This is a genomic window from Chitinimonas koreensis (assembly GCF_014353015.1).
Classification (GTDB): domain Bacteria; phylum Pseudomonadota; class Gammaproteobacteria; order Burkholderiales; family Chitinimonadaceae; genus Chitinimonas; species Chitinimonas koreensis.
In genome coordinates this window covers 285982-311932 of the sequence record NZ_CP060704.1, presented here as the reverse complement: position 1 = coordinate 311932, position 25951 = coordinate 285982, and the positions used below count along the sequence as shown (strand labels likewise).

At 69.3% G+C, this 25951-nt stretch carries 23 protein-coding genes; 16 read left to right on the top strand and 7 right to left on the bottom strand.

All coding sequences use genetic code 11. From position 1 onward, the window contains the following. Positions 1-63: 63 nt before the first annotated feature. The 6 genes from H9L41_RS01255 to H9L41_RS01230 all read left to right on the top strand — a co-directional run bounded on the left by H9L41_RS01255 (position 64) and on the right by H9L41_RS01230 (position 9039). Positions 64-495 (top strand): group I truncated hemoglobin, encoded by a 432-nt coding sequence (locus tag H9L41_RS01255; RefSeq protein ID WP_028445755.1) that lies wholly within the window; start codon positions 64-66, stop codon positions 493-495. Next, on the top strand, positions 492-1094 hold the full coding sequence (locus H9L41_RS01250; protein ID WP_051318907.1) for a hypothetical protein: 603 nt from the start codon (positions 492-494) through the stop codon (positions 1092-1094). The genes H9L41_RS01255 and H9L41_RS01250 overlap by 4 nt, the downstream gene beginning before the upstream one ends. Before the next feature lies 1 nt (position 1095). Continuing rightward, positions 1096-3525 carry a putative bifunctional diguanylate cyclase/phosphodiesterase gene (locus H9L41_RS01245; RefSeq protein ID WP_187523643.1) on the top strand — a complete coding sequence of 810 codons (2430 nt, stop codon included), beginning with the start codon at positions 1096-1098 and terminating at the stop codon, positions 3523-3525. Between the two features lie 218 nt (positions 3526-3743). Further along, a complete protein-coding gene (argA, locus tag H9L41_RS01240; protein ID WP_028445754.1) occupies positions 3744-5063 on the top strand; it encodes an amino-acid N-acetyltransferase in 1320 nt (439 codons plus the stop codon). A gap of 297 nt (positions 5064-5360) precedes the next feature. Next, the gene (locus H9L41_RS01235; RefSeq protein WP_084300089.1) at positions 5361-6182 is read left to right on the top strand and encodes a phosphate/phosphite/phosphonate ABC transporter substrate-binding protein; all 822 of its coding nucleotides are present in this window, start codon (positions 5361-5363) and stop codon (positions 6180-6182) included. 16 nt (positions 6183-6198) lie between these two features. Beyond that, positions 6199-9039 (top strand): bifunctional diguanylate cyclase/phosphodiesterase, encoded by a 2841-nt coding sequence (locus H9L41_RS01230; protein WP_028445752.1) that lies wholly within the window; start codon positions 6199-6201, stop codon positions 9037-9039. A 226-nt stretch (positions 9040-9265) separates the two neighbouring features. Here H9L41_RS01230 and H9L41_RS01225 read toward each other — a convergent pair whose 3' ends face one another. The 6 genes from H9L41_RS01225 to H9L41_RS01200 form a co-directional block, all read right to left on the bottom strand. Then, positions 9266-9442, bottom strand: a complete 177-nt coding sequence (locus H9L41_RS01225) for a hypothetical protein (RefSeq protein ID WP_157461924.1) — start codon at positions 9440-9442, stop codon at positions 9266-9268. 71 nt (positions 9443-9513) lie between these two features. After that, complete coding sequence (murU, locus tag H9L41_RS01220) at positions 9514-10206, bottom strand: N-acetylmuramate alpha-1-phosphate uridylyltransferase MurU (RefSeq protein WP_034606598.1); 693 nt, start codon at positions 10204-10206, stop codon at positions 9514-9516. 5 nt (positions 10207-10211) lie between these two features. After that, positions 10212-11276, bottom strand: coding sequence for an NERD domain-containing protein (locus H9L41_RS01215; RefSeq protein WP_028445750.1), 1065 nt, complete (start codon positions 11274-11276; stop codon positions 10212-10214). Between the two features lie 57 nt (positions 11277-11333). Continuing rightward, entirely contained in the window at positions 11334-12368 is a 1035-nt protein-coding gene (ltaE, locus tag H9L41_RS01210) for a low-specificity L-threonine aldolase (RefSeq protein WP_028445749.1), read from the bottom strand. 246 nt (positions 12369-12614) lie between these two features. Then, entirely contained in the window at positions 12615-13475 is an 861-nt protein-coding gene (locus H9L41_RS01205; RefSeq protein WP_028445748.1) for a DMT family transporter, read from the bottom strand. Positions 13476-13623: 148 nt separating this feature from the next. After that, positions 13624-14628, bottom strand: a complete 1005-nt coding sequence (locus H9L41_RS01200; protein WP_028445747.1) for an aminoglycoside phosphotransferase family protein — start codon at positions 14626-14628, stop codon at positions 13624-13626. A 69-nt stretch (positions 14629-14697) separates the two neighbouring features. Between H9L41_RS01200 and H9L41_RS01195 the strand changes: the two genes are divergently transcribed. From H9L41_RS01195 to H9L41_RS01155, 10 genes are all read left to right on the top strand, one after another. Then, a complete protein-coding gene (locus tag H9L41_RS01195) occupies positions 14698-16872 on the top strand; it encodes an LPS-assembly protein LptD (RefSeq protein ID WP_028445746.1) in 2175 nt (724 codons plus the stop codon). Between the two features lie 81 nt (positions 16873-16953). Then, a complete protein-coding gene (locus tag H9L41_RS24240; protein WP_265583910.1) occupies positions 16954-17535 on the top strand; it encodes a SurA N-terminal domain-containing protein in 582 nt (193 codons plus the stop codon). Further along, on the top strand, positions 17529-18248 hold the full coding sequence (locus tag H9L41_RS24235; RefSeq protein ID WP_265583909.1) for a peptidylprolyl isomerase: 720 nt from the start codon (positions 17529-17531) through the stop codon (positions 18246-18248). The genes H9L41_RS24240 and H9L41_RS24235 overlap by 7 nt, the downstream gene beginning before the upstream one ends. Positions 18249-18326: 78 nt before the next feature. After that, positions 18327-19430, top strand: a complete 1104-nt coding sequence (gene pdxA, locus H9L41_RS01185; protein WP_028445744.1) for a 4-hydroxythreonine-4-phosphate dehydrogenase PdxA — start codon at positions 18327-18329, stop codon at positions 19428-19430. A gap of 158 nt (positions 19431-19588) precedes the next feature. After that, positions 19589-20389 (top strand): 16S rRNA (adenine(1518)-N(6)/adenine(1519)-N(6))-dimethyltransferase RsmA, encoded by an 801-nt coding sequence (rsmA, locus tag H9L41_RS01180; protein ID WP_028445743.1) that lies wholly within the window; start codon positions 19589-19591, stop codon positions 20387-20389. A gap of 286 nt (positions 20390-20675) precedes the next feature. After that, a complete protein-coding gene (locus H9L41_RS01175; RefSeq protein WP_028445742.1) occupies positions 20676-21410 on the top strand; it encodes an amino acid ABC transporter ATP-binding protein in 735 nt (244 codons plus the stop codon). 155 nt (positions 21411-21565) lie between these two features. Then, a complete protein-coding gene (locus tag H9L41_RS01170) occupies positions 21566-22456 on the top strand; it encodes a transporter substrate-binding domain-containing protein (protein WP_028445741.1) in 891 nt (296 codons plus the stop codon). 110 nt (positions 22457-22566) lie between these two features. Beyond that, complete coding sequence (locus H9L41_RS01165; protein ID WP_028445740.1) at positions 22567-23313, top strand: amino acid ABC transporter permease; 747 nt, start codon at positions 22567-22569, stop codon at positions 23311-23313. Continuing rightward, on the top strand, positions 23313-23972 hold the full coding sequence (locus tag H9L41_RS01160) for an amino acid ABC transporter permease (protein ID WP_157461923.1): 660 nt from the start codon (positions 23313-23315) through the stop codon (positions 23970-23972). Before H9L41_RS01165 ends, H9L41_RS01160 begins: the two co-directional genes overlap by 1 nt. A gap of 204 nt (positions 23973-24176) precedes the next feature. Next, on the top strand, positions 24177-24905 hold the full coding sequence (locus tag H9L41_RS01155; RefSeq protein ID WP_028445738.1) for an amino acid ABC transporter ATP-binding protein: 729 nt from the start codon (positions 24177-24179) through the stop codon (positions 24903-24905). Positions 24906-25085: 180 nt separating this feature from the next. Here the strand turns inward: H9L41_RS01155 and H9L41_RS01150 are convergent, their stop codons facing one another. Then, positions 25086-25907 (bottom strand): crotonase/enoyl-CoA hydratase family protein, encoded by an 822-nt coding sequence (locus H9L41_RS01150; RefSeq protein ID WP_034606597.1) that lies wholly within the window; start codon positions 25905-25907, stop codon positions 25086-25088. Between the last annotated feature and the right edge of the window lie 44 nt (positions 25908-25951).

Here is a 25951-nt window from a genome sequence, read left to right as displayed (position 1 = left end):
TTCGAGTCTATACTCGGGCCAGCTCCCCCGCCCGATCTGGATGGCCCCGTGCCGGAGTCCGCCATGCCCCGCCTGCCCGCCCTGCTGCTCGCCTGTTGCCTGATTCCCGCCGTCCCGGCCGCCGAAGCGCCCGCCGCCGACAGCCTCTACCGCCGCCTCGGCGGCGAGGCCGGCATGGCGGCCATCGCCGGCGGCCTGATCGACCGCAGCGCCAGCGATCCGGCCACCCGCCGCAGCTTCGCCAAGGTCGACATCCCGCGGCTCAAGAAACTGCTGGCCGAGCAGTTCTGCCAGCTCAGCGGCGGCCCGTGCCGCTACAGCGGCGACAGCATGAAGCAGGTGCACGCCGGCCTCGGCATCGACGAGGCCGAGTTCTACGGCATGGTGGCGCACCTGCGCGAGGTGCTCGACGCGCGCGGCGCGGCCCAGGCCGACAAGAACGCGCTGCTGGCCCTGCTGGCGCCGATGCGGCGCGACGTGGTGGACAAGCCGTGAGGCGCCCGGCCCTGCCGCTGCTCCTGCTGCTGGCGCCCGGCCTCGCCGGCGCCTACGACGCGGTGGTGCTGGACGCGGCCGGCAAGCCGCTGGCCGACGCGGTGGTCTACGCCGAGCCGGCCGCCGGCGCGGCGCCCAAGGGCAGGCTCAGCGCGGCGGTCGACCAGGTGAACAAGGAATTCGTGCCGCGGATCGCCGTCGTGCAGGCCGGCACCGCGGTCAGCTTCCCCAACAAGGACAACATCCGCCACAACATCTATTCGTTCTCGCCGGCCAAGACCTTCGACCTCAAGCTCTACTCGGGCACGCCGGCGGCGCCGGTGGTGTTCGACAAGCCCGGCGTGGTGGTGCTGGGCTGCAAGATCCACGACTGGATGGTGGGCCACCTGCTGGTGGTCGACACGCCGTGGTTCGGCCGCAGCGACGCGGCCGGCCTGGCGAGGCTCGGCGAGCTGCCGCCGGGCGATTACCGGCTGCACGCCTGGCATCCGGCGCAGGCGGCCGAGGCGCCGGTGCAGCAGCTGAGGATCGGCGCCGGCGACGCCGGCCGCGCCACCTTCCGGCTGCAGCTCGCGCCCGCCGCGGCCACGGCGCCCTGAGATGCGCATCCGCAGCCTCAACTTCCGCATCGTCGCCGCCTTCTCCGGGCTGCTCGGGGCGGTGCTGCTGGCTACCTTCGTGCTGGTCGGCGTCGCCAACCTGCACATCGCGCGCGACACCGCAGCGCAGGAGCTCGCCACCGGCGAGCGCGTGTTCAAGCGCCTGCTGGAGCAGAACGGCAACCAGCTGGCCCAGGCCTCGCGCGTGCTGGCGGCCGATTTCGGCTTCCGCGAGGCGGTCGCCACCGGCGATACCGACACCATCGTCTCGGTGCTGGAGAACCACGGCAACCGCATCCATGCCGACCTCCTGATGTGGTCCGGCACCGACGGCCGCATCCTGGCTGACACGGTCGAGCCCGGCCGGGCCGGCCAGCCCTACCCGTTCGGCCGGCTGCTGGCGCAGGCCGGCCGCCACGGCGGCGCCAACGGCGTGGAGCGCGTGGGCGACCGGCTCTACCAGCTGGTCGTGGTGCCGGTACGCGCGCCGGTGCTGACCGGCTGGGTGACCATGGGCTTCGAGATCGACCAGCCGGTGGTGGACGACCTGCTGGCGGTATCGGGCCTGCAGGTGGCCTTCCTCGGCCGGGAGGCCGGCGGCTGGCGCCAATTCGCCTCCACCCTCGAGCAGGCCGAGCGCGACGCGCTCGCCGCCGGGCTGGCCGAGGCGGAAAGGCGCGGGCAGCCCGCCACCGGCACGCTGCGGCTCGACGGCGAGGACTTCCAGACCCGCCTGGTCAAGCTCGGCGACGGCCCGGCCGGCCCGCTCTACGCCCTGCTGGCGCGCTCGCTGCACGAGGCGATGGCGCCCTTCTACGCGCTGCAGGGGACGCTGGCGGCGGTGGCCGCCATCGCGCTCGGCTTCAGCCTGATGGCCAGTACCCGCATCGCCCGCCGCATCACCGGCCCCCTGCGCGCACTGGCGCAGGCGGCCGAGCGGATCCAGCAGGGCGACTACCAGCAGCGGCAGCCGGCAGCCGCCGACACCCGCGAGATCGCCCAGCTGGCCGGCAGCCTGGCCCATATGCGCGACGCCATCGCCGAGCGCGAGGCCGAGATCCGCAAGCTGGCCTACCAGGACCGGCTGACCGGGCTGCCCAACCGGCTGCGCTTCAAGCAGCTGCTCGACGCGGCGATCGAGGCGGCCGGCCGCGAGGGCAGGCCGCTGACCGTGGTGCTGCTCAATCTGGACCGCTTCCAGTACATCAACGACAGCCTGGGCCACCCGACCGGCGACCTGGTGCTGGTCGAGGTCGGCCTGCGCCTGCGCGCGGCGGCGCGCGCCGAGGACGTGGTGGCGCGCTTCTCGGGCGACGAATTCGCGCTGCTGCTGCACGACGTGCACATCGACCAGTCGCCGCAGGCGCTCGACCGGCTGCACCGGGTGTTCGACCGCCGCCTCAACCTCGGCGGCCGGCCGCTCGACCTGCGCGCCGGCATGGGCGCCGCCGGCTTCCCCGAGCACGGCCGCGACGCCATCGACCTGGTCCGCTGCGCCGACCTGGCGATGCACCGCGCCAAGCGCGCCGGCCAGCGCCACCTGCGCTACGACGCGGGCATGCAGACCTTCCGCGAGGAGCACCTGTCGCTCTTGGGCGACCTGCAGCGCGCCATCGAGCACGACGAACTGACGCTGCACTACCAGCCCAAGGTGCGGCTGGCCGACGGCGACGCCAACGCGGCCGAGGCGCTGGTGCGCTGGAACCATCCGCACAAGGGCTTCGTGCCGCCGGGCGAGTTCATCCCCTTCGCCGAGCAGACCGGCTACATCACCGAGCTGACGCGCTGGGTGCTGGCGCAGGCGATCCGCCAGGCCGGCCTGTGGGCCGGGGCGGGGCGGCCGGTCGAGGTGTCGGTCAACCTGTCGGCGCGCGACCTGTTCGATCCCGGCCTCGCCGCCGAGGTGGCCAGCCGGCTCGACCGCCACCGGCTGCCGCCGGAGCTGCTGTGCCTGGAAATCACCGAGAGCGGCCTGATGGAGGAGCCGCAGCGCGCCCGCGACGTGCTCGACAAGCTGCGGGCGCTCGGCGTCCGGATCGCCATCGACGACTACGGCACCGGCTATTCCTCGCTGGCTTACCTGCGCCGGCTGCCGGTGACCGAACTCAAGATCGACCGCGCCTTCGTGCTCGAACTGGCGCACAACCCGCGCGACGCGCTGATCGTGCGCTCCACCGTCGAACTGGGCCGCGGACTGGGCCTGACGGTGGTGGCCGAGGGCGTCGAGGACGCCCCGACGGTGGCGCTGCTGGCCGAGATGGGCTGCGACCGGGTGCAGGGCTATGTGTTCGCGCGGCCGATGGCGGTGGCGGCGTTCGACGCGTGGCGGGACGAGCGGGCGGGAGTGGCCCGGGTGGTGGAAGGCGAGGCGGTGAAGGGGAAGGGTGAAGAGGGAAGGGTAACCTCATCCCCACCCCAACCCTCCCCTTGAAGGGGAGGGAGCTGTATTGCAACACGTACGACGATCACAGCTCATTCAGAATGGCGCGCCCTGCTCCTCCCCCTTCAAGGGGAGGCTGGGAGGGGGATGGGGTTACCCTTCCCTCTTCACCCTTCCCCCTTCCCGCCCACCCCTCACATTTCACGTTTCACATTTCACGTCGCCTGCTACCCTTCCGCCGTTTCCCCTCCTCGCCCCGTACCGCCACCATGCCCGACATCGGCTCCCCCGAATTCGTCTTCTGGTTCCGCCAGGCCGCGCCCTACATCCACGCCTTCGGCGGCCGCACCTTCGTGGTCGCCTTCGGCGGCGACCTGGTGCGCGACGGCGACTTCGTGCGCCTGGCGCACGACCTCAACATCCTGGTCAGCCTCGGCGTCAACCTGGTGCTGGTGCACGGCGCCCGGCCGCAGATCAACCAGCGCCTGACCGAGGCCGGCCTGCCGTGCAAGTTCGAGCAGGGCGTGCGGGTGACCGAGCGCGACAGCATGGGCGGCGTGCTGCAGGCGATCGGCCAGGTGCGCTTCGAGATCGAGGCCGGCCTGTCGATGGGCCTGGCCAATTCGCCGATGGCCAATGCCGACATCCGCGTCGCCGGCGGCAACTTCGTCACCGCCCAGCCGGTCGGCGTGCGCGACGGCGTCGACATGCAGTACAGCGGCGAGGTGCGCAAGCTCGACGTCGCCGCGATGCGCGACCGGCTGGAGTTCGGCGAGACCATCCTGCTCTCGCCGGTCGGCTACTCGCCCACCGGCGAGGCGTTCAACCTCACGCTCGAGGACGTCGCCACCACCGCGGCGGTGGCGCTGCAGGCCGACAAGCTGATCTTCCTGCTCGACCAGCCCGGCGTGGTCGACGAGGACGGCCAGCTGCTCAACGAGCTGACCGCGGCCGAGGCCGAGCGCTACCTGCGCGAGGAGATCCGCGTCACCGACGACATCGACTTCTACCTGCCCTGCTGCATCCGCGCGGTGCGCCACGGCGTGGCGCGCGCCCACCTGATCTCGCGCCACCTCGACGGCGGCCTCCTGACCGAGCTGTTCACCCACGAGGGCATCGGCACCATGATCTCGCGCGAGCCGCTCGAGACCCTGCGCCGCGCCACCATCGACGACGTCGGCGGCATCCTGGCGCTGATCGAGCCGCTCGAGGAGCAGGGCGTGCTGGTCAAGCGCTCGCGCGAGCTGCTCGAACGCGAGATCGAGCGCTTCGCGGTGCTCGAGCACGACCGCAAGATCATCGGCTGCGTGGCGCTGCATACCTTCGAGGAGAGCGACATCGCCGAGCTGGCCGGCCTCGCCGTGCACCCGGACTACCGCGACGGCGGCCGCGGCGAGCAGCTGCTCAAGCACGTCGAGCGCGAGGCGCGGCGGCTGCGCATCAAGCAGCTGTTCGTGCTGACCACCCGCACCGCCCACTGGTTCGTCGAGCGCGGCTTCGCCCCGGCCGACGTCGAGGTGCTGCCGATGAAGAAGAAGACGCTGTACAACTGGCAGCGCCGCTCCAAGGTCTTCCTCAAGCCGCTGTGACCTCGGCCCGCCCGGCCCGGCGCTTCGGTTCCTGGAAAATCGACGCGTTCCTGCCGCTCCATCCCGCTCCTGCCGTCCTCGCTGCCGCGCGGGCGCCCCGCCGACGCGGGATTCGCGCCTTTTTCAACGGCCTGCTAGGCTTCTAGGGCTGTTCGCATCTCACAGAAGCTGAACAAAATAGCGCCCCTGCCGCAGGCGGCAGCGGGACGCGACGATCGAGGGCCGGCGACAAGGCCCGGGACGACTTTTCCGGAACAGGGCGGGCTGGGCGCCGACGGCGCCCGGAGGGATCGGGACATGCTTCATCGGCTGGTGCTTGGATGGCTGTTGCTGTGCGCCTGCCTCGGCGCGCAGGCGGCCGCGCGCGAACTGACCATCGGCATCGAGCCCTACTTCACGCCGCGCCTCTTGATCTCGAGCTTCCAGCCGATGCGCGAGGCGCTCGAGCGCACGCTGGGCCAGCCGGTGGTGCTGCTCACCGCGCCCGACTACCGCCAGTTCGTGCGCCGCATCGAGGCGCGCGAGTTCGACCTGGTCATCATCGGCCCGCATACCGCGCGCTATGCCGAGCAGCAGGCCGGCTACCGCGCCACGCTGATCGGCCGCGCGCGCCTGTTGAGCCTCCTGGTGGTCAAGCGCGACGGCGGCGTGCGGCAGGCCGCCGACCTGTCGGGCCAGACCATCGCCATGCCCGACTCGCTGACCGCCACCGCGATGCTGGGCGAGGAATGGCTGCGCAAGCAGAACCTGCGCACCGCGCTGCGCTACTTCGATTTCCATAACGCCGCCGCGATGGCCGTGCTGCACGGCGACGTGGCCGCCGCCTTCGTCAACAAGACCGCCTTCGGCCACCTGCCGCCCGAGGTGCGCGACAGCTTGCGGGTGCTGGCCGAGACGCGCAGCCTGCCGCACATGGTGGTGCTGCTGAACGGCCGCTACGGCCCCGAGGAGCGGCAGCGCTACGCCGACGCGGTGGCCGGCTTCGTCAATTCGGCCGAGCACGGCGAGAGCTTCGCCGGCAAGCTCGGTTTCGCCGGCGCCGACGCGGTGCGCGAGGGCGACCTCGACGTGGTCGAGCCGCTGGTCGCCGAGCTGCGGCGCAGGTTGAGGACGGAATGACAGGAACGAGATGCTGATGCAGGTGCCCTTCTTCAGAACCCTGCGCGCGCGGCTGGTGCTGGCCATCCTGGTGGTGCAGTGCGCGGTGCTGGCGGTGCTGCTGGCCAATGTCGGCCGGGTCTGGTCCGACATGGTGCTGCGCGCCACCGAGGTGCGCGTGCAGGAGCTGGCCCGGCTGCTCAACGCCGCGCTGGCGCCGTCGATGGCCTCGCTCGACTACGCGCCGGCGGCCGAGCTGCTGGACGGCGTGCGCACGCCCGAGGGCATCGACTACCTGGTGCTGTTCGACCGCCAGGGCAAGGTGGTGGCCGCGCGCGGCTGGGACATCGGCACGCCGCTGCCGCCGCCCGACGCGCCGGGCCGGCTGGCCGGCGGCGGCGAGGTGCCGCCGATCGTGCACGCCAGCGCGCCGATCGAACTGGCCGGCCAGCGCTACGGCCTGCTGCGCTTCGGCATCTCGACCGAACTCTTGCGCGAGTCGGCCGACCGCATCGTCTGGCAGAGCGCCACCGTGGTCATCGTCGGCGCGCTGGTGTCGGCCATCCTGCTGGCCTCGCTCGGCTTCTGGCTGACCCGCCGGCTGTACCGGCTGATCGAGGCGGCCGACCGCCATGCCGCCGCCGGCGCGCTGGGCCAGATCGCGGTCGAGGGCGAGGACGAGATCGCCCAGCTGGCGCAGCGCTTCAACCAGATGGCGGTCGGCATCCAGGAACGGCTCGACGCGCTGAAGAAGAACGAGGAGAAATTCCTCGCCATCGCCGACTACACCTACGGCGTCGAGCTGTGGCTCGACCCGGACGGCCGGCTGGTCTGGGTGAACGCCTCGGTGACGCGGCTGACCGGCTACACCGTGCGCGAATGCATGGAGATGCGCCAGTTCCCGTTGCCGCTGGCCACGCTGGAGGAGCGCGGCCGGGTGGCCGAGGCGCTCAAGCAGGCGCTGACCGGTACCGCCGGCCAGGATTTCGAATTCCGCGCCATGAAGCGCGAGGGCCGCACCTTCTGGGCCGCCATGAGCTGGCAGCCGATCTACGACGCGCACGCCAACTACCTCGGCATCCGCGCCTCGATCCACGACAACAGCCAGTTCAAGGAAGACCGGCTGGCGCTCAAGCGCGCGGTGTACGAGCTGCAGCAGTCGCAGGCGCTGAACCAGACCTACCTGGCCCGCGCCGAGGCCGAGCGCGCGCGGCTGACCGCCCTGCTGTCGGCGATGCGCTTCGGCGTGCTGTTCGTCGACAACGACAACCAGGTGGTCTTCCACAACCCGGCCTTCAAGACGCTGTGGCTGATCGACGATTCGATCCCGGTGATCGGCAAGCCGATCGGTCAGGTGCTGCAGACCGCGCTGAACAAGCCGGCCGACTACGACTTCGCCACCCACCTCGAGGCCAGCGACGCGCTGGCGGCGATGGACGTCTACCCGGGCGACCTGACCATGAACGACGGCCGCATCGTCACCCAGCACTGCTACACGGTGCGCGACGAGCTCGGCATCTTCACCGGCCGGCTGTGGGTCTACGAGGACGTCACCCAGGAGCACTTCCTCAACGAGCGCATGGTGTTCCTGGCCGAGCGCGACGCGCTGACCGGGCTCTACAACCGCCACGCCTTCCAGGAGCAGCTCGAGCGGCTGCTGGCCGAGGCCGAGCGGCTGCAGGACACGCTGGCGGTGCTGTACTTCGACCTCGACGAGTTCAAGTACGTCAACGACACCTTCGGCCACGGCGCCGGCGACGAGCTGCTCAAGCGGGTGGCGCAGGAGATCTCGGGCCAGGTGCGCCGCAACGAGTTCTTCGCCCGGCTCGGCGGCGACGAGTTCGCCATCCTGGTGCCGAGCTGCACCGAGACCGACGTGACCCATCTGTCCAACCGGGTGGTGGCCACCGTGTCGGGCATCCAGTTCAGCGTCGACAGCCAGCCGCTGCGGCTGTCGAGCAGCCTCGGCGTGGCGATGTTCCCGCTGCACGCGGAGAACGCCGAGGACCTGGTGGCGCATGCCGATACCGCGATGTACCAGGCCAAGTCGGCCGGCAAGGCGACCTGGCGCATGTACCAGGCCGAGCGCGACGCCAGCCGCGAGATGGTCAACCGGCTGACCTGGAACGAGAAGATCCAGCAGGCGCTGGAGAACGACGGCTTCGTGCTGTACTTCCAGGGCATCTACGACGCCGCAACCCGCGAGGTGGCCCACCTCGAGGCGCTGGTGCGGATGAAGGACCCGAACAACCCGGGCCAGATCGTGCCGCCCGGCCACTTCATCCCGCATGCCGAGAAGAGCGGCAAGATCCTCGACATCGACCGCTGGGTGATCGGCCAGACCATCCGCCTGCTGGCCGCCAACCGCGCCATGCCCTCGGTGGCGGTCAACATCTCGGGCCGCAGCTTCGACGAGACCAGCCTGCCCGACTACATCAACGCCATGCTGCGCGAATGCCAGGTCGAGCCCGAGCGGCTGATGGTCGAGCTGACCGAGACCGCGGCGGTCAGCGACATGCGCGACGCCCAGCGCTTCATCGAGGCGCTGCGCGCCACCGGCTGCACCGTCTGCCTCGACGACTTCGGCGCCGGCTTCTCCTCCTTCGCCTACCTCAAGCACCTCAAGGCGCACGTGCTGAAGATCGACGGCCTGTTCATCCGCGACCTGCCCAAGGACCACGACAGCCAGGTGTTCGTGAAGGGCATGGCCAGCATCGCGCGCGACATGGGCAAGCAGACGGTGGCCGAGTTCGTCGAGGACGAGGAGACGCTGCGCATGCTGGTCGAGTTCGGCGTCGACATGGTGCAGGGCTACTACCTCGACAAGCCGACGCCCGACCATCCGGCCTTGCGCGGGGTGCAGGCGGTGCATGCGTGAGATGGGTGTGGGGGAGGGAGGCGTAACCCCGTCTCCATCCGAAGCCGGCCGCCCCCCCTTGAAGGGGAGGGAGCCCGATTGCGACACGTCTGACGATCACTGCCGACCGAGTCGGCGCCCCCTCAAGTGGGAGGCCGGGAGGGGGATGGGGCCAACACTTCCCCCTCACGCCTATCCACCTCACAAAAAAGGCCGGGCTCCCCCGGCCTTTTTCAAGGTTGCCGCATCAGGACGGCGAGGCCGTCTTGCGGACGGTCGGGTAATTCACCCAGTAGATCGAGCCGCCACCGAGCCTCGCGCCCTGTTCGACGCGGGCGACATAGGCGTGGTCGACTTCGTATTCCACCGGGGTGCTGGCGCAGCCGGCCAGCAAGAGGACGAGGGCCAGGGCAAGCAGGCGCATGATGGTCTCCAGGCGCGAAGGAAATGGCGCGCCAAGATCACGCTAGGCCCGGCCGCAACGGCCCGCCGGTTTTAGCGATGGGCGGCAGCGCGCGCCGATTCCAGCCGTTCCACCGTGCCGACGTCGAGCCATTGGCCGGCATAGCGCTCGCCGCTCAACCGGCCCTCGGCCATGGCGGCCTGGAACCACGGCAGCAGCGGACCGGGCCGGTCGGCCGGCACCGCCTCGAAGAAAGCCGGCGTATAGACCGCCACGCCGCTGAAGGTCAGCGGCTCCAGCCCGTCGCCATGCGGCCGGACCGCCCCCGCGGCGTCGAGCGCCAGGTCGGCGCCGGTCTTGTAAGCGGGCTTGGGCACCAGCACCAGATGGCCGCGCGCGCCGCCGGCCGCCGCCAGCCGCTCCACCACCGGCCGCAGCCGTTCGAACGGGTAGTCGGTCCAGACGTCGCCGTTCACCACCGCGAACGGCGCCTCGCCCAGCAGCGGCAAGGCGCGGGCGATGCCGCCGGCGGTCTCCAGCGCCGTGCCCTCGGGCGAATAGGCGATGCGCACGCCGAAGGCCGCGCCGTCGCCGAGTGCCGCCTCGATCTGCGCACCGAGCCAGGCATGGTTGACCACCACTTCGGTGATGCCGGCCGCCGCCAGCCGGCGCAGGTGCCAGCCGATCAGCGGCAGGCCGCCGACGTCGAGCAGCGGCTTCGGGGTATGGTCGGTCAACGGCCGCATGCGTTCGCCGCGGCCGGCGGCGAGGATCATCGCTTTCATCGGCTTCATTCGTTGTAGTGAACCATGCGGATCTGCTTGCACTTGGCGCATTCGCCCGAAAAGGCAGATCCATTCTTGCGTATCTTCAAATACTGTCCGCAATCGGGGCACATCGCGTCGATCTTGCTGTTCTTCTCGCAAGCCAGGCAGAAGAAGTAATAACCGAATTTGCCGTACCTGATTTCCAGTTTATCGGACGCGCAATGACGGCAATTGCTCAGGTATTGCCTCGGTTCGACGCCCAGCAGCTTATGGACGAAAGCCTGATCCTTGGGGCGATATGCGCAGGTCGTTGCCGCCTCGGCTTTCGGTTTTGGCTCCGGTCTCGGTTCCTGTTTCGGCTCCGCGCTCGATTGCACCACTGCGGGCGAAGCAACGACGGCCGGCGCCGCGATCGTCGCCGGCTCGGCCTCCGGCGAATCGGCTTGTTCGGACGGCGGCCTGGGCTGGTGGCGTGCCGCCAGCCATTGCGCCAGCCGGGTCTTGTTCTGCTCCGACAGCACGAAATCGCCTTCGCCATGGTATTGGGCACGCAGTTTCACCAGCTCACCGATGCGTTCGTCGATCTGATCGGCCTTGCAGACTTCCTGATAACGCTCCCGCTCCCGGGTCAGGAATTCGCCACCGTCCGAAATGGCGACCAGAACGTCGATATGCATTTTCTCGATCGCGGACCGGGTATTTTCGGCGGCGTTGCTCAACATCAATCTGCGCAGACGCCGCGCCTGCATCTGGCCTTGCTTGATCGGAGACTGGATACCGAAACTCTTGTCCTTCTTCGCTGCGGCGTCGAAATACCACCGCTTCCATTCGCCCTGTTCATTGACCTGGATCTTGCCCGATACGCTCTTGCTCTCGACGATGATCAGGCCGTATTGATGAATCAGCAGATGATCGACTTGGCAGAAATCGCCGTCGGGTGCGACCACCCTGAGATCGTTCAGGATCAACAGGCGGGGCTCGTCGCCAAAATATTGCGCCAGGTACCACGCCAGGCGCTTCTCCGCGGCATAGCCCGCCTGCTCCTGCTTGCTCTCGCAGCGATATGCGTCGATGTCCTTGACGATCATGGTCTTCCCCTCTCCGTATTGCCGCTTGCGCTTGTCTCCGCGCTCATCGGCCACCGCTCAGTCGAAATAGCGCGCCGCGATCGCCAGCGCCGCATCCACTGCCGCCGCGTCGACGTCGAGATGGGTCACCCAGCGCTGCGCCGTGCCGACGCTGCTGACCAGGAGGCCCGCCGTGGCCAGGTGGCGGGCGAAGCCTTCGGCGACGTCGGCCGCTACCTGTACGAACACCATATTGGTCTGGTTCTCCACCGTCAGCCCCGGCAGCTTGCGCAGGCCGTCGGCCAGCCGCGCGGCGTTGGCGTGGTCGTCGGCCAGCCGGTCCAGGTTGTGATCGAGCGCGTACAGCCCGGCCGCGGCCAGGATGCCGGCCTGGCGCATGCCGCCGCCGAGCATCTTGCGCCAGCGGCGGCCCTGGGTGATGAAGTCGCGGCGGCCGAGCAGCACCGAGCCGACCGGCGCGCCGAGGCCCTTGGACAGGCAGACCGAGACCGAGTCGAAGCCGCGCGCGATCTCGGCCGGCGTGGTGCCGCGCGCCACCGCGGCATTCCACAGCCGGGCGCCGTCGAGGTGAGTGGCGAGGCCGATGCCGTGGGCCCAGCGGGTCGCGGTGTCGACGTAGTCGGCCGGCAGCACCTTGCCGCCGATGGTGTTCTCCAGCGCCAGGAGGCGGGTGCGGGCGAAGTGCGCGTCGTCGGGCTTGACCGCCTTCTTCAGCTTGTCGAGCGGGATGCTGCCGTCGGCGGCGTTCTCGATCGGCTGCGGCTGGATGCTGCCGAGCACCGCGGCGCCGCCGCCCTCGTACTTGTAGGTATGCGCGTCCTGGCCGACCAGGTATTCGTCGCCGCGCTGGCAATGCGCCATCAGCGCGATCAGGTTCGATTGGGTGCCCGAGGGCACGAACAGGCCGGCCTCGTAGCCGAGCCGCTCGGCCGCGACCGCTTCGAGCCGCTGCACCGTCGGGTCGTCGCCCCAGACGTCGTCGCCGACCTCGGCCGCCAGCATCGCGGCGCGCATGGCGGCGGTCGGGCGGGTGACGGTGTCGGAACGGAAGTCGTACAGCACGGGGCCGGTGGCGGCCTGCGGGTAGCTCATGGCGGGGTTTCCTGTCGATCGGGGAGCGGCAAGCTTATCGCACCGCGCGATGGCGGCAAGCGTGGCGCACCGGCCGCGATGCCGGCAGGCTGAGGCCCGCAGGCGGCGGGGCAACAGGAGGTCGACGCGGATGCGTCCATGTCGGCGCTGCTTCGGCCGCGAATGGGACCGGTGCCACGCCGCCGATTCGCGGCTGAAGCCGCGCCTACAGGGGAAAGCGCCGGGATGGAACCCGGCAGCCGGCGCTCAGCCGAACGCCAGCCCGAGCACCCCGGCTACGATCACGCCGGCCGCCAGCATGCGGCGCGACAGCTCGCCCTCGTCGAGCAGCCGGGCGCCGTACCAGGCGCCGACCATCATCGACAATTCGCGCGCCGGCGCGACATGGCTGACCGGCGCCATCTGCATGGCGAACAGCACCAGCGTGTAGCCGAGCGGGCCGAGCACGCTGACGCCGAGCGCGAATTTCCAGTAGCGCCGCCATTCGGGCAGCAGCGTCGACCGGTCGGCCAGCGCGCGCGGCGTCAGCAGCAGGAAGCGCAAGCTGTTGCCGGCATAGTCGACCAGCAGCGGCGACAGCAGCAGCACCTTGACCGCATGGCCGTCCCACACCGTGTAGACGGCGATGCAGGCACCGGTCGCCACGCCCCAGAACAGGCTGCGGCGCGCGCCGCCGGCATGGAAGATGCGCGGCCCGCCGGCCAGCATGAACACCCCGGCCACCACCGCCAGCGCGCCGACGCTGGCCAGCCAGCCGGGCCGCTCGCCCAGCACCAGCATGGCGCCGAAGAAGGACAGCAGCGGGCCGGTGCCGCGCGCCAGCGGGTAGACCACCGACAGGTCGCCGACCTTGTAGCCGCGCTGCAGCGCCATCGAGTAGGCGGTGTGCAGCAGCGCGCTGCCGGCCAGCGCGATCCACTCGGGCCAGCCGAGCTGCGGCCGCTCGAACGCGAGGTAGATCGCCACCACCGGCAGCCACAGCACCACCGTGCCGGCCGAGTAGAACCAGACGAAGTGGCGGCAGTCGGCGGCGCGCTTGGCCAGCAGGTTCCACGAGGCGTGGGTGAAGGCGGCGAAGATCACCAGGGCCAGGGCGGTCAGGGGCATGGGGAGTCGGATGAGCGGGACAAATGGTGGCGCAGTTGCAGGAGCGGCTTCGGCCGCGAATGGCTATGCGAGACGAACGACCATTCGGGCCGAAGCCGCTCCTACGGGGCCGCGACGGGGGACGCCCGAGGCGCCCGGACCGCGGCCCTCAGAAGGTGTAGCCGACCTGCACCTGCACCTCGTGCAGCCGGTTCAGCAGCTTGTACAGCGGATGCAGCTCGGCGTAGCGCGCGCAGGTCTCGCGCAGGTAGGCCAGCGCGACCGGCATGTCGTCGAGGTAGCGCGGCTTGCCGTCACGGTGGACCAGGCGGGCGAAGGTGCCGAGCGTGCGGATCTGGCGGAACACGCCCATCCACTCGAACTCGGCGTAGAACTGGTCGAACGCCGCCGGCACCGGCAGGCCGGCCCGGCGCGCGGCCTCCCAGTAGCGGATCGCCAGTTCGAGGCGGAAGGCCTCGGGCCAGCTCACGTACATATCCTTGAGCAGCGAGGCAAGGTCGTAACCGATCGGGCCGCGGCGCGCGTCCTGGAAGTCGAGCACGCCGAGCCGCCCGCCCTCGGCCGGCACCGTCAGGTTGCGGCTGTGGTAGTCGAAATGGATCGCCACCTTGCCCTGGGCCTGGGCGCGCAGCACCAGCAGCGCCCGGCAGCGCTCCCACACCGCGCGGTCCTCGCCGGCCAGCGGCTTGCCCAGGTGGCGGTCGGCGTACCACTCGGCGAAGCGCTCCAGATCGTCGGCCATGGTCGCCGCATCGTAGTCGGGCAGGGCGGCAGCATCGACGCCGGCCTGCAGCGCCACCAGCGCGTCGATCGCGCGGCGGTAGAGCGCGGTGGCGGCCTCCTCGTCGAGGCCGGCCAGCGCGGTCTGCAGATCGGTCTCGCCGACGTCCTCCAGCAGCAGGAATCCCTGCTGCGCATCGTGCGCCAGCACCGCCGGCACCCGCACGGCCGGGGCCAGCAGCGCGGCGACGCGCAGGAAAGGCGCCGGATCGCAGCGCTCGGGCGGCGCGTCCATCGCCACATAGCTGCCGCCGCCGGCCGGCGCGACGCGGAAATAGCGCCGGCTCGAGGCGTCGCCGATCGGCTCGGACAGGGTGAAAGCGGTCTCCAGCCGGCCCTGCAGCCAGGCGCGCAGCGCGTCGATTCGATCCATGGGGCGGTTTGTGCGATAGGGGAAAGTGTGCGATTTTAGCGCACTTCGAGTACCCGCCCCGTCGCGCCCATGCCGCGTTTCAAGCCCCTCTCCCTCGCCGTCTGCTGTGCCCTGGCCGCCCTCGCGGGGCCTGCCTACGCCGAGGAGCCGGCCGCCGCGACGCCGCCCGCCGACGCCCCGGCCGGCCCCACCGTGATCCATGCCGACCAGGTCGAAGGCATCGGCCAGGCCGAGACCACCGCGCGCGGCAACGTCAGCGTCGAACAGGACGGCCGCCGCATCGAGGCGCAATGGGCCAAGCTGTTCCAGGACAGCGGCGAGATCCGCGCCGGCGACCGCACCCGCATGACCCAGGACAAGGACGTGCTCGAGGGCGGCGAACTCTACTTCAAGCAGGAGAGCCGCACCGGCGAGCTCGATGCGCCGAACTACCGCTTCGGCGAGCGCGCCGGCCGCGGCGACGCGGTCAAGCTGATCTTCGACGGGCCGGACCGCTACACGCTGCAGCAGGCGCGCTTCACCACCTGCGCGGCCGGCGACGATTCCTGGTTCATCCGCGCCCGCGAACTCGATCTCGACTACAGCCGCAACCTCGGCGTGGCCCACCACGGCACGGTCGAATTCAAGGGCGTGCCGCTCCTGTACTCGCCCTACCTCGATTTCTCGCTCGACGGCTCGCGCAAGTCGGGCCTCCTGGCCCCGTCGTTCGATTCGAGCAGCAGCGGCGGCTTCGAACTGGCCATCCCCTATTACTGGAACATCGCGCCGAACTACGACGCCACCATCTCGCCGCGCATCATCACCAAGCGCGGCCTGATGCTGGGCACCGAGTTCCGCTACCTCGGCGAGCGGCACAACGGCGTGCTGTCGGCCGACGTGATCGGCAAGGACCGCGTCTACGGCGACGAGCGCCACGCGCTGCGCTTCGAGCACCACCAGCAGCTGGCGCCGGCCTGGCGCACCGATCTCAACGTGCAGGCGGTGTCGGACGACAGCTACTTCGCCGACTTCGGCGACCGGCTGGCGGTGGCCTCGCAGCAGTTCCTGCCGCGCGAGGGCACGCTGAACTACAACCAGGGCGCTTTCGCCGCCATGTTCAAGGTGCAGCGCTACCAGACGCTGCAGGACCCGGCCCGGCTGGTCGACGAGCCCTATGCCCGGCTGCCCCAGCTGACCGCCAACTACAGCCGCGTGCTGGCCGGCCCGCTGCGGCTCGACGTCGCCAGCGAGGCGGTGCGCTTCGCCAATGCCTGGAGCGCGCAGGGCGGGAAGCGGCCCGAGGGCGACCGCTACCTGGCCTATCCGAGCGTGAGCCTGCCGATCGAGCGCGGCTACGGCTTCGTCACGCCCAAGCTCGGTTTCCACAGCACGCGCTACCGGCTCGACGAAGGCCAGCGCTACGGCCGCGACCTGCCGGTGTTCAGCCTCGATTCGGGCCTGTTCTTCGACCGCGAGACCCATATCGCCGGGCGCGACATGGTGCAGTCGCTCGAGCCGCGCGCCTACTACGTGCGCATCCCCTACCGCGACCAGTCGAAGATCCCCAACTTCGACTCGGGCAAGGCCGATTTCAGCTTCGCCCAGATGTTCACCGAGAACCAGTACACCGGCAGCGACCGCCTCAACGACGCCAACCAGCTCACGCTGGCGCTGACCTCGCGGCTGTTCGAGGCCGACAACGGCGTCGAGCGCGCGCGCTTCGCGGTCGGCCAGCGCTTCTACTTCGAGCCGCAGCGCGTCACACTGGGCGAGGCGGCGCGCGGCGACGACGTGACCGCGTCCGACGTGATCGTCACCGCCGGCGGCCAGCCGTTCGATGCCTGGTGGCTCGACGCCGCCACCCAGTACGACCGCGACGCCCACCGCACCAGCAAGGCCACCTTCAACCTGCGCTACCAGCCCGATCCGGGCCGGCTGCTCAATTTCCGCTACCGGCTCGACCGCTTCACCGACACCAAGCAGCTCGACCTGTCGACCCAGTGGGCGGTCACCCGCAACTGGCAGGTGCTGGCGCGGCACAACTGGTCGATCAAGGACCGCCGGCCGCTGGAGACGCTGGCCGGGCTCGAATACAATGCCAACTGCTGGGCGTTCCGCCTGCTCGCCCAGCGCTACGTCACCCGCGGCAACGACATGCAGAGCCGCTTCTTCTTCCAGCTCGAGTTGAACGATGTGGGCCGCCTCGGTACCAATGCCCTGCAGACGCTGCGCGACAGCATCCCCGGCTACACCAAGCTGAACTAGGCCCCCGCCGCTCCCGACCAACCGCCTCCGATCCGCTGCGCCCCGGGGCGCGACCGCGAAATCCACGCCGACAGACCCGCCATGATTCCTTCCCGCCTCGCCGCCCCGCTCCTCGCCGCCGCCCTCGCCCTGCAGGGCTTCGCCGCCGAGCCGGTCACGCTCGACCGCATCGTCGCGGTGGTCAACAAGTCGGTGATCACCGAGCACGAGCTCGCCATCCGGATCGAGGCGGTGAAGAAGAACTTCGCGCGCCAGAAGATGGCCACGCCGGCCGACGACGCGCTGCGGCGCCAGGTGCTCGACCGGCTGGTCACCGAGCGCGTGCTGCTCGACTACGCCAGCGACACCGGCGTGCGCGTCGACGACCGCCAGCTCGACCAGACCATTGACCGCATCGCCGACCAGAACAAGCTGACGCCGGCCCAGTTCCGCACCGCGCTGGAGAAGGAAGGCACCAGCTACGGCCAGTTCCGCGACCAGATCCGGCAGGACCTGGTGATCCAGCGCCTGCGCGAGCGCGAGGTCGACAACCGGGTGTTCGTCACCGATTCCGAGATCGACCAGTTCCTCGCCGCCAACAAGGGCGCCGACCGCGCCGAGCAGGAATACCACCTGTCGCACATCCTGATCGGCCTGCCCGAGGGGCCTCGCCCGACGTGGTGAACCAGAAGCAGCAACGCGCCGCCGAAGCCGCGCGCCAGCTGGCGGCCGGCAAGCCGTTCGCCGAGGTGGCGGCGGCCTATTCCGACGCTGCCGACGCGCTGCAGGGCGGCGACCTCGGCTGGCGCACCGCCGGCCGCCTGCCGCCGATGTTCCTCGAAGCGCTCGACCAGCTCGGCCCGGGCCAGACCACCTCGATCATGCGCAGCCCGGCCGGCTTCCACATCGTCAAGCTGGCCGAGAAGCGCCAGCGCGACGGCAAGGAAGTGATCCGCCAGACCCATGCGCGCCATATCCTGGTCAAGGTCAACGAGCTGACCTCCGACACCGACGCCAAGGCGCGCATCCAGGAGATCCGCGACCGGCTGATCAACGGCGGCCTCAAGTTCGAGGAGCAGGCCAAGCTGCATTCGGAGGACGGCTCGGCGCAGAAGGGCGGCGACCTCGACTGGATCTCGCCCGGCGACACCGTGCCCGAATTCGAGCAGGCGATGAACGGGCTGAACCCGGGCGACCTGTCCGAGCCGGTGCGCACGCCGTTCGGCTGGCACCTGATCCAGGTGATCGAGCGGCGCGACCAGGACGTGACCCGCGAACGCGAACGCGTGCGCGTGCGGATGGAACTGCGCGACCGCAAGGCCGACGACCAGTACGAGGACTGGGTGCGCCAGCAGCGCGACACCGCCTTCGTCGAGATCCGCCTCGAAGAGAAGTAAGCCCGCACAGCACGACCGGAACGGGTGGCGAGGCGCAGGCCGGCCACCCGTTTTTTCATCCACGAGCCGGAGGCCGCCATGTCCCGTCCCACCATCGCGATCACCACCGGCGAGCCGGCCGGCATCGGCCCCGAGCTGTGCGCGGCGCTCGATCCGGCGCGCTTCGAAGCGCGGCTGGTGCTGCTGGGCGACCACGCGCTGCTGGCCGAGCGCGCCCGCCTGGCCGCTGCCCGGCTGCCGCTGCAGGCCTACGACCCGAGCGCAGAGCCGCCGCGCGGCGTGCTCGAAGTGCTGCACCTGCCGCTGGCCGCGCCGAGCGAACCGGGCCGGCTCGATCCGCGCAATGCCGACTACGTGCTGGCGCTGCTCGACCGTGCGCTGCTCGGCTGCCGCAGCGGCGAATTCGGCGCGATGGTGACCGCGCCGCTGCACAAGGGCGTGATCCGCGACGCCGGCCACGACCGCTTCACCGGCCATACCGAATACCTGGCCGAACACACCGGCACCGCGCGGGTGGTGATGATGCTGGCGGGCGAACCACGCGGCGCGCCGCCGCCGGCCGAGATCGCCGCCAGCGTCGCCCATCTCGAGCACGACTATCCGCTCGGCTCGGTGCGCAGCGCGCCGGCCGCCGCCGCCGGCGCGCTGCGCGTGGCGCTGGCGACCACCCACCTGCCGCTGCGCGAGGTAGCCGATGCGATCACGGCCGAATCGCTGACCGCCACGCTGCGCATCCTGCATGCCGACCTGCGCGGCAAGTTCGGCCTGGCCGAGCCGCGCATCCTGGTGGCCGGCCTCAATCCGCACGCCGGCGAAGGCGGCCACCTGGGCCGCGAGGAGATCGACGTCATCATCCCGGTGCTCGAACAATTGCGTAGCGAGGGCATGCGGCTGACCGGCCCGCTGCCGGCCGACACGCTGTTCAACCCGCCGGTGCTGGCGCAGGGCGACGCGGTGCTGGCGATGTATCACGACCAGGGCCTGCCGGTGCTCAAGCACGCCACCTTCGGCCAGGGCATCAACCTCACGCTGGGCCTGCCGCTGATCCGCACCTCGGTCGACCACGGCACCGCGCTGGACCTGGCCGGCACCGGCCGCGCCGACGGCGGCTCGCTCGATGCCGCGGTACGGCTGGCGGTCGAGCTGGCGGCCGGCGGCGCAAGGCCGATGGCGTCCACGTAGGAGCGGCTTCAGCCGCGAATCGGGAAGAGGCGTACTTGCGGCCATTCGCGGCTGAAGCCGCTCCTACAGCCGTTTCGCCGGTCGGCCCAGGGTCTTGAATGGCCTCCTCGCCATCCGGCCGATAGGAGCGCACAGCGCTTGCCCCTACAATGCCGGCCATGAGCAAACACATCCCCCGCAAGCGTTTCGGCCAGAACTTCCTGCAGGATCAAGGCGTGATCGCCGACATCGTGTCCTGCATCGGGCCGCGGCCCGACGACGCGATGGTCGAGATCGGCCCCGGCCTCGCCGCGCTGACCGCGCCGCTGCTCGAGCGGCTCGACACGCTGCACGCGGTCGAGATCGACCGCGACATCGTCGCCCACCTGTCCAAGCGCTATCCGGCCGAGCGGCTGGCCATCCACAACGCCGACGCGCTGAATTTCGACTTCGCCGCGCTGGCGCAAGAGATCGCGCCGGAACGCAAGATCCGGTTGGTCGGCAACCTGCCCTACAACATCTCGACGCCGCTGCTGTTCCACCTGGCCGGCTTCCCCGACCGCATCGAGGATTGCCACTTCATGCTGCAGAACGAGGTGGTGCTGCGCATGGTGGCCGAGCCCGGCTGCGCCGATTACGGCCGGCTGTCGGTGATGCTGCAGTACCACTTCCACATGGAAAAGCTGCTCGACGTGCCGCCCGAGGCCTTCTTCCCGCCGCCCAAGGTCGATTCGGCCATCGTGCGCATGATTCCGCGCGCCTTCGAGCTGGCCGCGGCCGATCTCGCCGGCCTCGAAACGCTGGTGGCGCAGTCGTTCGCCCAGCGCCGCAAGACGCTGCGCAACAACCTCAAGGGCATCGCGGGCGACGAGGATTTCGCCGCGCTCGGCATCGATTCGGGCATCCGGCCGGAGAATCTGTCGGTCCTCGACTACGTGCGGCTCGCCAACCGGCTGGCCGAACGGCTCCCCGCACGCTGAGCGCGGCAGGCCGCGGCGTTGCGCGGATGTCGCGAAGTTGCGCGGATGCCGCGGTAGGGCCGGCCCCGGACGCCTGCCGCCGCGGCCGGCCGCGCGGCGGCCCGGCCGGCGCTAACTGGCTGACGCGACAGGCCCGAGCGGCCGCGGGCGGGAAGTCCGCAATCGGGCTGGAAGCCAGGGCGGACGCGGCATTGCTGTGTTTTTTCGGCCAGATTAGGGATTCCCCGCTTGAAGCGAGAAGTCGTGCCGCTACACTCTGCCCACCTCAACGGAAGCCGCCATGTCACTGATTCGCTTCGTCAATGTCGATAAATGGTTCAAGGACCTGCACGTCCTCAAGCGGGTGAACCTCGAGGTCGCGCAGGGCGAGGTGGTGGTGGTGTGCGGCCCGTCCGGCTCGGGCAAGTCGACGCTGATCCGCACCGTGAACCAGCTCGAGACCATCGGCTCGGGCGAGATCTGGGTCGACGGCCAGAACGTCACCGACCCCAAGGTCGACATCAACGCGGTACGCGCCGAAGTCGGCTTCGTATTCCAGCATTTCAATCTCTACCCGCACCTGTCGGTGCTCGACAACATCACGCTGGCGCCGATCCAGGTGCGCAAGATGCCGCGCGCCAAGGCCGAGGCGCTGGCCGACGAGCTGCTGGCCAAGGTCGGCCTCGCCAGCAAGCGCGCCGCGTTTCCGTCGCAACTGTCGGGCGGCCAGCAGCAGCGCGTGGCGATCGCCCGCGGCCTGGCCATGCAGCCCAAGGTGATGCTGTTCGACGAGCCGACCTCGGCGCTCGATCCGGAGATGATCGGCGAGGTGCTCAAGGTCATGAAGGACCTGGCCGGCACCGGCATCACCATGATGTGCGTGACCCACGAGATGGGCTTCGCACGCGAAGTGGCCGACCGCGTGGTGTTCCTCGACCACGGCGAGATCGTCGAGATGGCGCCGCCCGAGCAGTTCTTCAGCGCGCCCAGGTCCGAGCGCGCACGCCAGTTCCTGCAACAAGTGCTGTCGCCGATGCATTGAACGCGGTCCCGGCGCGGCGTTCCATGGGATGATCCAAAGCGGTATGAAACCCTGAGCGCGGCCGCCGACGATCTATAGTCATTCCAGACTGCCTTCCAGCATTCCATCGATTGAACCGGCCTGACGAGATGAACCTACACAAGGAGAAAACAGCAATGCGCAAAACCCTGATCCTGTCGGCCGCCGTGACGGCTGCCTTCGCCGGCGCCGTGCAGGCCGAGGAACTGACCGGTACGCTCAAGAAGATCAACGACACCAACATGATCACCGTGGGCCACCGCGAGTCGTCGATCCCGTTCTCCTACCTCGACGATCGCCAGAAGCCGGTCGGCTACGCGATGGACCTGTGCAACCGGGTGGTCGCCGAGGTCAAGAAGAAGCTCAACAAGCCCTCGCTGGTGGTGAAGCTGGTGCCGGTCACCTCGCAGACCCGCATCCCGCTGATGGTCAACGGCACCATCGACATGGAATGCGGCTCGACCACCAATTCCAAGGAACGCCAGAAGCAGGTCGCCTTCAGCTACTCCTACTTCGTCACCGCCGTGCGCATGGCCGCCAAGACCAATGCCGGCATCAAGACGCTGGACGACCTGAACGGCAAGCCCGTCGTCACCACCACCGGCACCACCTCGGACCGCTACATCAAGCAGAACGAGCAGGGCAAGGCGATCGACGTGAAGAACGTCTACGGCAAGGACCACGCCGAGAGCTTCATGATGGTCGAGACCGGCCGCGCCGCCGCCTTCGTGATGGACGACATCCTGCTGGCCAGCCAGATCGCCACCTCCAAGAACCCGAAGGACTACGCCATCGTCGGCCCGGCCCTGAGCGTCGAGCCCTACGGCATCATGATGCGCAAGGACGACCCGCAGTTCAAAAAGGTCGCCGACGACACGCTGGCCGCGATCTACAAGTCGGGCGAGATCAACAAGATCTACGACAAGTGGTTCATGCAGCCGATCCCGCCGAAGAACGTGACCATCAACCTGCCGATGAGCGACAAGCTCAAGGAAGCGATCAAGAACCCGACCGACGTCGGCATCTGATCGTGATCGCGTAACGAACGACACTTCGCAAAGCGCCGCGCCGGTTTGCGGCGGCGCGTGACTTGAGTGTCCGAAGGGGGCTTCGGCCCCCTTCTCTTTGGGAGTCCTCCATGGGTCATTACCAGTGGAACTGGGCCATCATCCTCGAAGAGGTATATGGCACCGGCGAGTACTACTATCAGTGGCTGATCACCGGCCTGGGCTGGACCGTCGCCACCGCGCTGTCGGCCTGGGTCATCGCGCTGGTGCTCGGGTCGCTGATCGGCACCGCGCGCACCGCGCCGATCAAGTGGCTGGCCACGCTGGCCACCGCCTACGTCGAGCTGTTCCGCAACATCCCGCTGATCGTGCAGCTGTTCCTGTGGTTCTTCGTGCTGCCCGAAGTCGTGCCCGAACGCCTGGGCCTGTGGATGAAGCAGGACATGCCGCTGCCCGAGTTCTTCACCGCCATGATCGGCCTGGGCCTGTTCACCGCCGCCCGGGTGGCCGAGCAGGTGCGCACCGGCATCCTGGCGCTGTCGCGCGGCCAGAAGAATGCTGGCCTCGCGCTCGGCCTCACGCTGCCGCAGACCTACCGCTACGTGCTGCTGCCGATGGCCTTCCGCATCGTCATCCCGCCGCTGACCTCGGAATTCATGAACGTGTTCAAGAACTCCGCCGTGGCGCTGGCGATCGGCCTGACCGAGCTGACCTTCCAGATGCGTCAGATCACCGGCGAATACGCGCCGGCCAACCCGATCGAGGTGATGACCATGGTCAGCGCGATCTACCTGGTGCTGGCCTTCTCGGTGAACCGCCTGATGGCCTTCATCGAACGCCGCGTGCAGGTGCCCGGCTACATCTCGGGAGGCAAATGATGCAACTCGATTGGTCCGCCATTCCCCGCGCCGCCGACTTCCTGTTCGAGGGCTTCAAGTATTCGCTGTCGCTGACGGCCTTCGCCGCGGTGGTCGGGATCGTGTTCGGCACGCTGCTGGCCATGGCCCGGCTGTCGAGCATCAAGCCGCTGAACATCGCCGCGTCGATCTACGTCAACCTGTTCCGCTCGGTGCCGCTCTTGCTGGTGATCTTCTGGTTCTACATCCTGGTGCCGCTGATCACCGGCTACGACGTCGGCGCCGAACGCTCGGCCTACGTCACCTTCGCGATCTTCGAGGCGGCCTACTTCTGCGAGATCATGCGCGCCGGCATCCAGTCGATCCCGCGCGGCCAGGTCGGCGCCGGCCAGGCGCTCGGCTTCACCTACGGCCAGAACATGCGCTACGTGATCCTGCCGCAGGCCTTCCGCAACGTGGTGCCGCTGCTGCTGACCCAGACCATCATCCTGTTCCAGGATACCTCGCTGGTCTACGTGGTCGGCGCCACCGATCTCCTGGGCGCCGCCGACAAGATCGCGCACCGCGACAACACGCTGGTCGAGATGTATCTCGCGGTCGCGGTCGTCTACTTCGTCATCAGTTTCTCGCTGTCGCGCGCCGTCAAGGCGTTGCACGCCAGAATCGCCATCATCCGGTAGGGGCCGTCATGACGGTGGATACTTCTTTCGTGGCTCTCGCTGTGGTGCGAGCCTCCGGCAAAGCCGGAGGTTTGCAGCCAGCGCGCATCGGTCACCGGCCCTCCTTTATCGATTCCTACTCCCCCGCCCTCGCCGCCGCGAGGGAGCCTCGCTTCGCTCGGAAGCGGGCATCTCCATGCTTAATTCTGGCTTGAGGAAAAACCCATGATTTCGATCAAGAACGTATCCAAGTGGTACGGCAGCTTCCAGGTGCTGACCGATTGCCAGACCGAAGTGAGCAAGGGCGAGGTGGTGGTGGTGTGCGGGCCGTCCGGCTCGGGCAAGTCCACCCTGATCAAGTGCGTCAACGCGCTCGAGCCGTTCCAGAAGGGCGACATCGTGGTCGACGGCACCTCGATCGCCGATCCGAAGACCAACCTGCCCAAGCTGCGCTCGCGCGTGGGCATGGTGTTCCAGCACTTCGAGCTGTTCCCGCACCTGACCATCACCGACAACCTGACCATCGCCCAGCAGAAGGTGCTCGGCCGCGGCCGCGACGAGGCGATGGACAAGGGCATGAAGCTGCTCGACCGGGTCGGCCTCAAGGCGCATGCCTCGAAGTTCCCCGGCCAGCTGTCGGGCGGCCAGCAGCAGCGCGTGGCGATCGCCCGCGCGCTGGCGATGGATCCGATCGTGATGCTGTTCGACGAACCGACCTCGGCGCTCGACCCGGAGATGGTCAACGAAGTGCTCGACGTGATGGTGCAGCTGGCCCAGGAAGGCATGACCATGATGTGCGTGACCCACGAGATGGGCTTCGCGCGCAAGGTCGCCAACCGGGTGATCTTCATGGACCGCGGCCATATCGAGGAAGACTGCACCAAGGAGGAATTCTTCGGCGCGCCGCGCGGCGAGCGGGCGCAGCAGTTCCTGTCCAAGATCCTGCAGCACTGATCGCCGGCCGCTGGCGGCCGCGCTGGGCGAAGAAAAGCCCGGACCAAGGTCCGGGCTTTTTGCTTGCTTGCGTGCGATGCGCGGTTTGCGGCGCGCCATGTAGGAGCGGCTTCAGCCGCGAATGCGCGTTCGCGGCTGAAGCCGCTCCTACAAAACCCGATTGCCCGACCGTGCGGCCGTTCAATCGCGGAAGCTCGGCGTCTGCTTCATCACGTGCGCCATCGCCGCCGCCTCGAGATCCTTCGAGATCAGCATCGCCGCATTCCAGGTGGCGACGTAGCGCAGGCCGTCCTCGACCGTGTGGTCGCGCGAATAGTTGAGGTTCTCCTTGAGCCCGCGCACCGTCAGCGGCGGCTTGGCGGCGATCGCGTCGGCGACGGTCATCGCCTCCATCAACAGCGCATCGCGGTCGGGCAGGCAGCCGTTGGCCAGGCCGATGCGCGCCGCCTCCTCGCCCTTCATCTCGCGCGCGGTGAAGGCCATCTCGCGCGCGCGGCCGTCGCCGATCAACTTGGGCAGCCGCTGCAGCACGCCGACGTCGGCGACGATGCCGAGATCGAGCTCCTTCAGGCAGAACACCGCATCCATCGTGCAATAGCGCAGGTCGCAGGCCGCCACCAGGTCGAGCCCTCCGCCGATGCAGCTGCCGTGGATCGCCGCGATCACCGGCTTGCGGCAGCGCTCGATCGCGCTGAGGCTGTCCTGCAGGCCGATGATGAAACGGCGCAGCTTCTCGGCCTGGCGGCCCAGGCATTCGTCCTGGATGTGGCTCTGCACCGCCATCAGCATGGTCAGGTCGATGCCCGAGCAGAAATGCTCGCCGCTGCCGGCGATCACCGCCACCCGCGCGCTCGGCTCCTCGTCGAGCCAGCGCATGGCCTCGCCGAGCTCGCGCCACATCGGCTCGTTCATCGCGTTGGCGCGTTCGGGCCGGTTCAGCGTGATCTGGGCGACGTGGTTTTCCAGGGTGACGGCGAGGGTGCTGTAGTGGGGCAGGCTCATGGCGGGCAGGCTAGAGGGAATCGGTGATGGCATCGTTCTAGGGC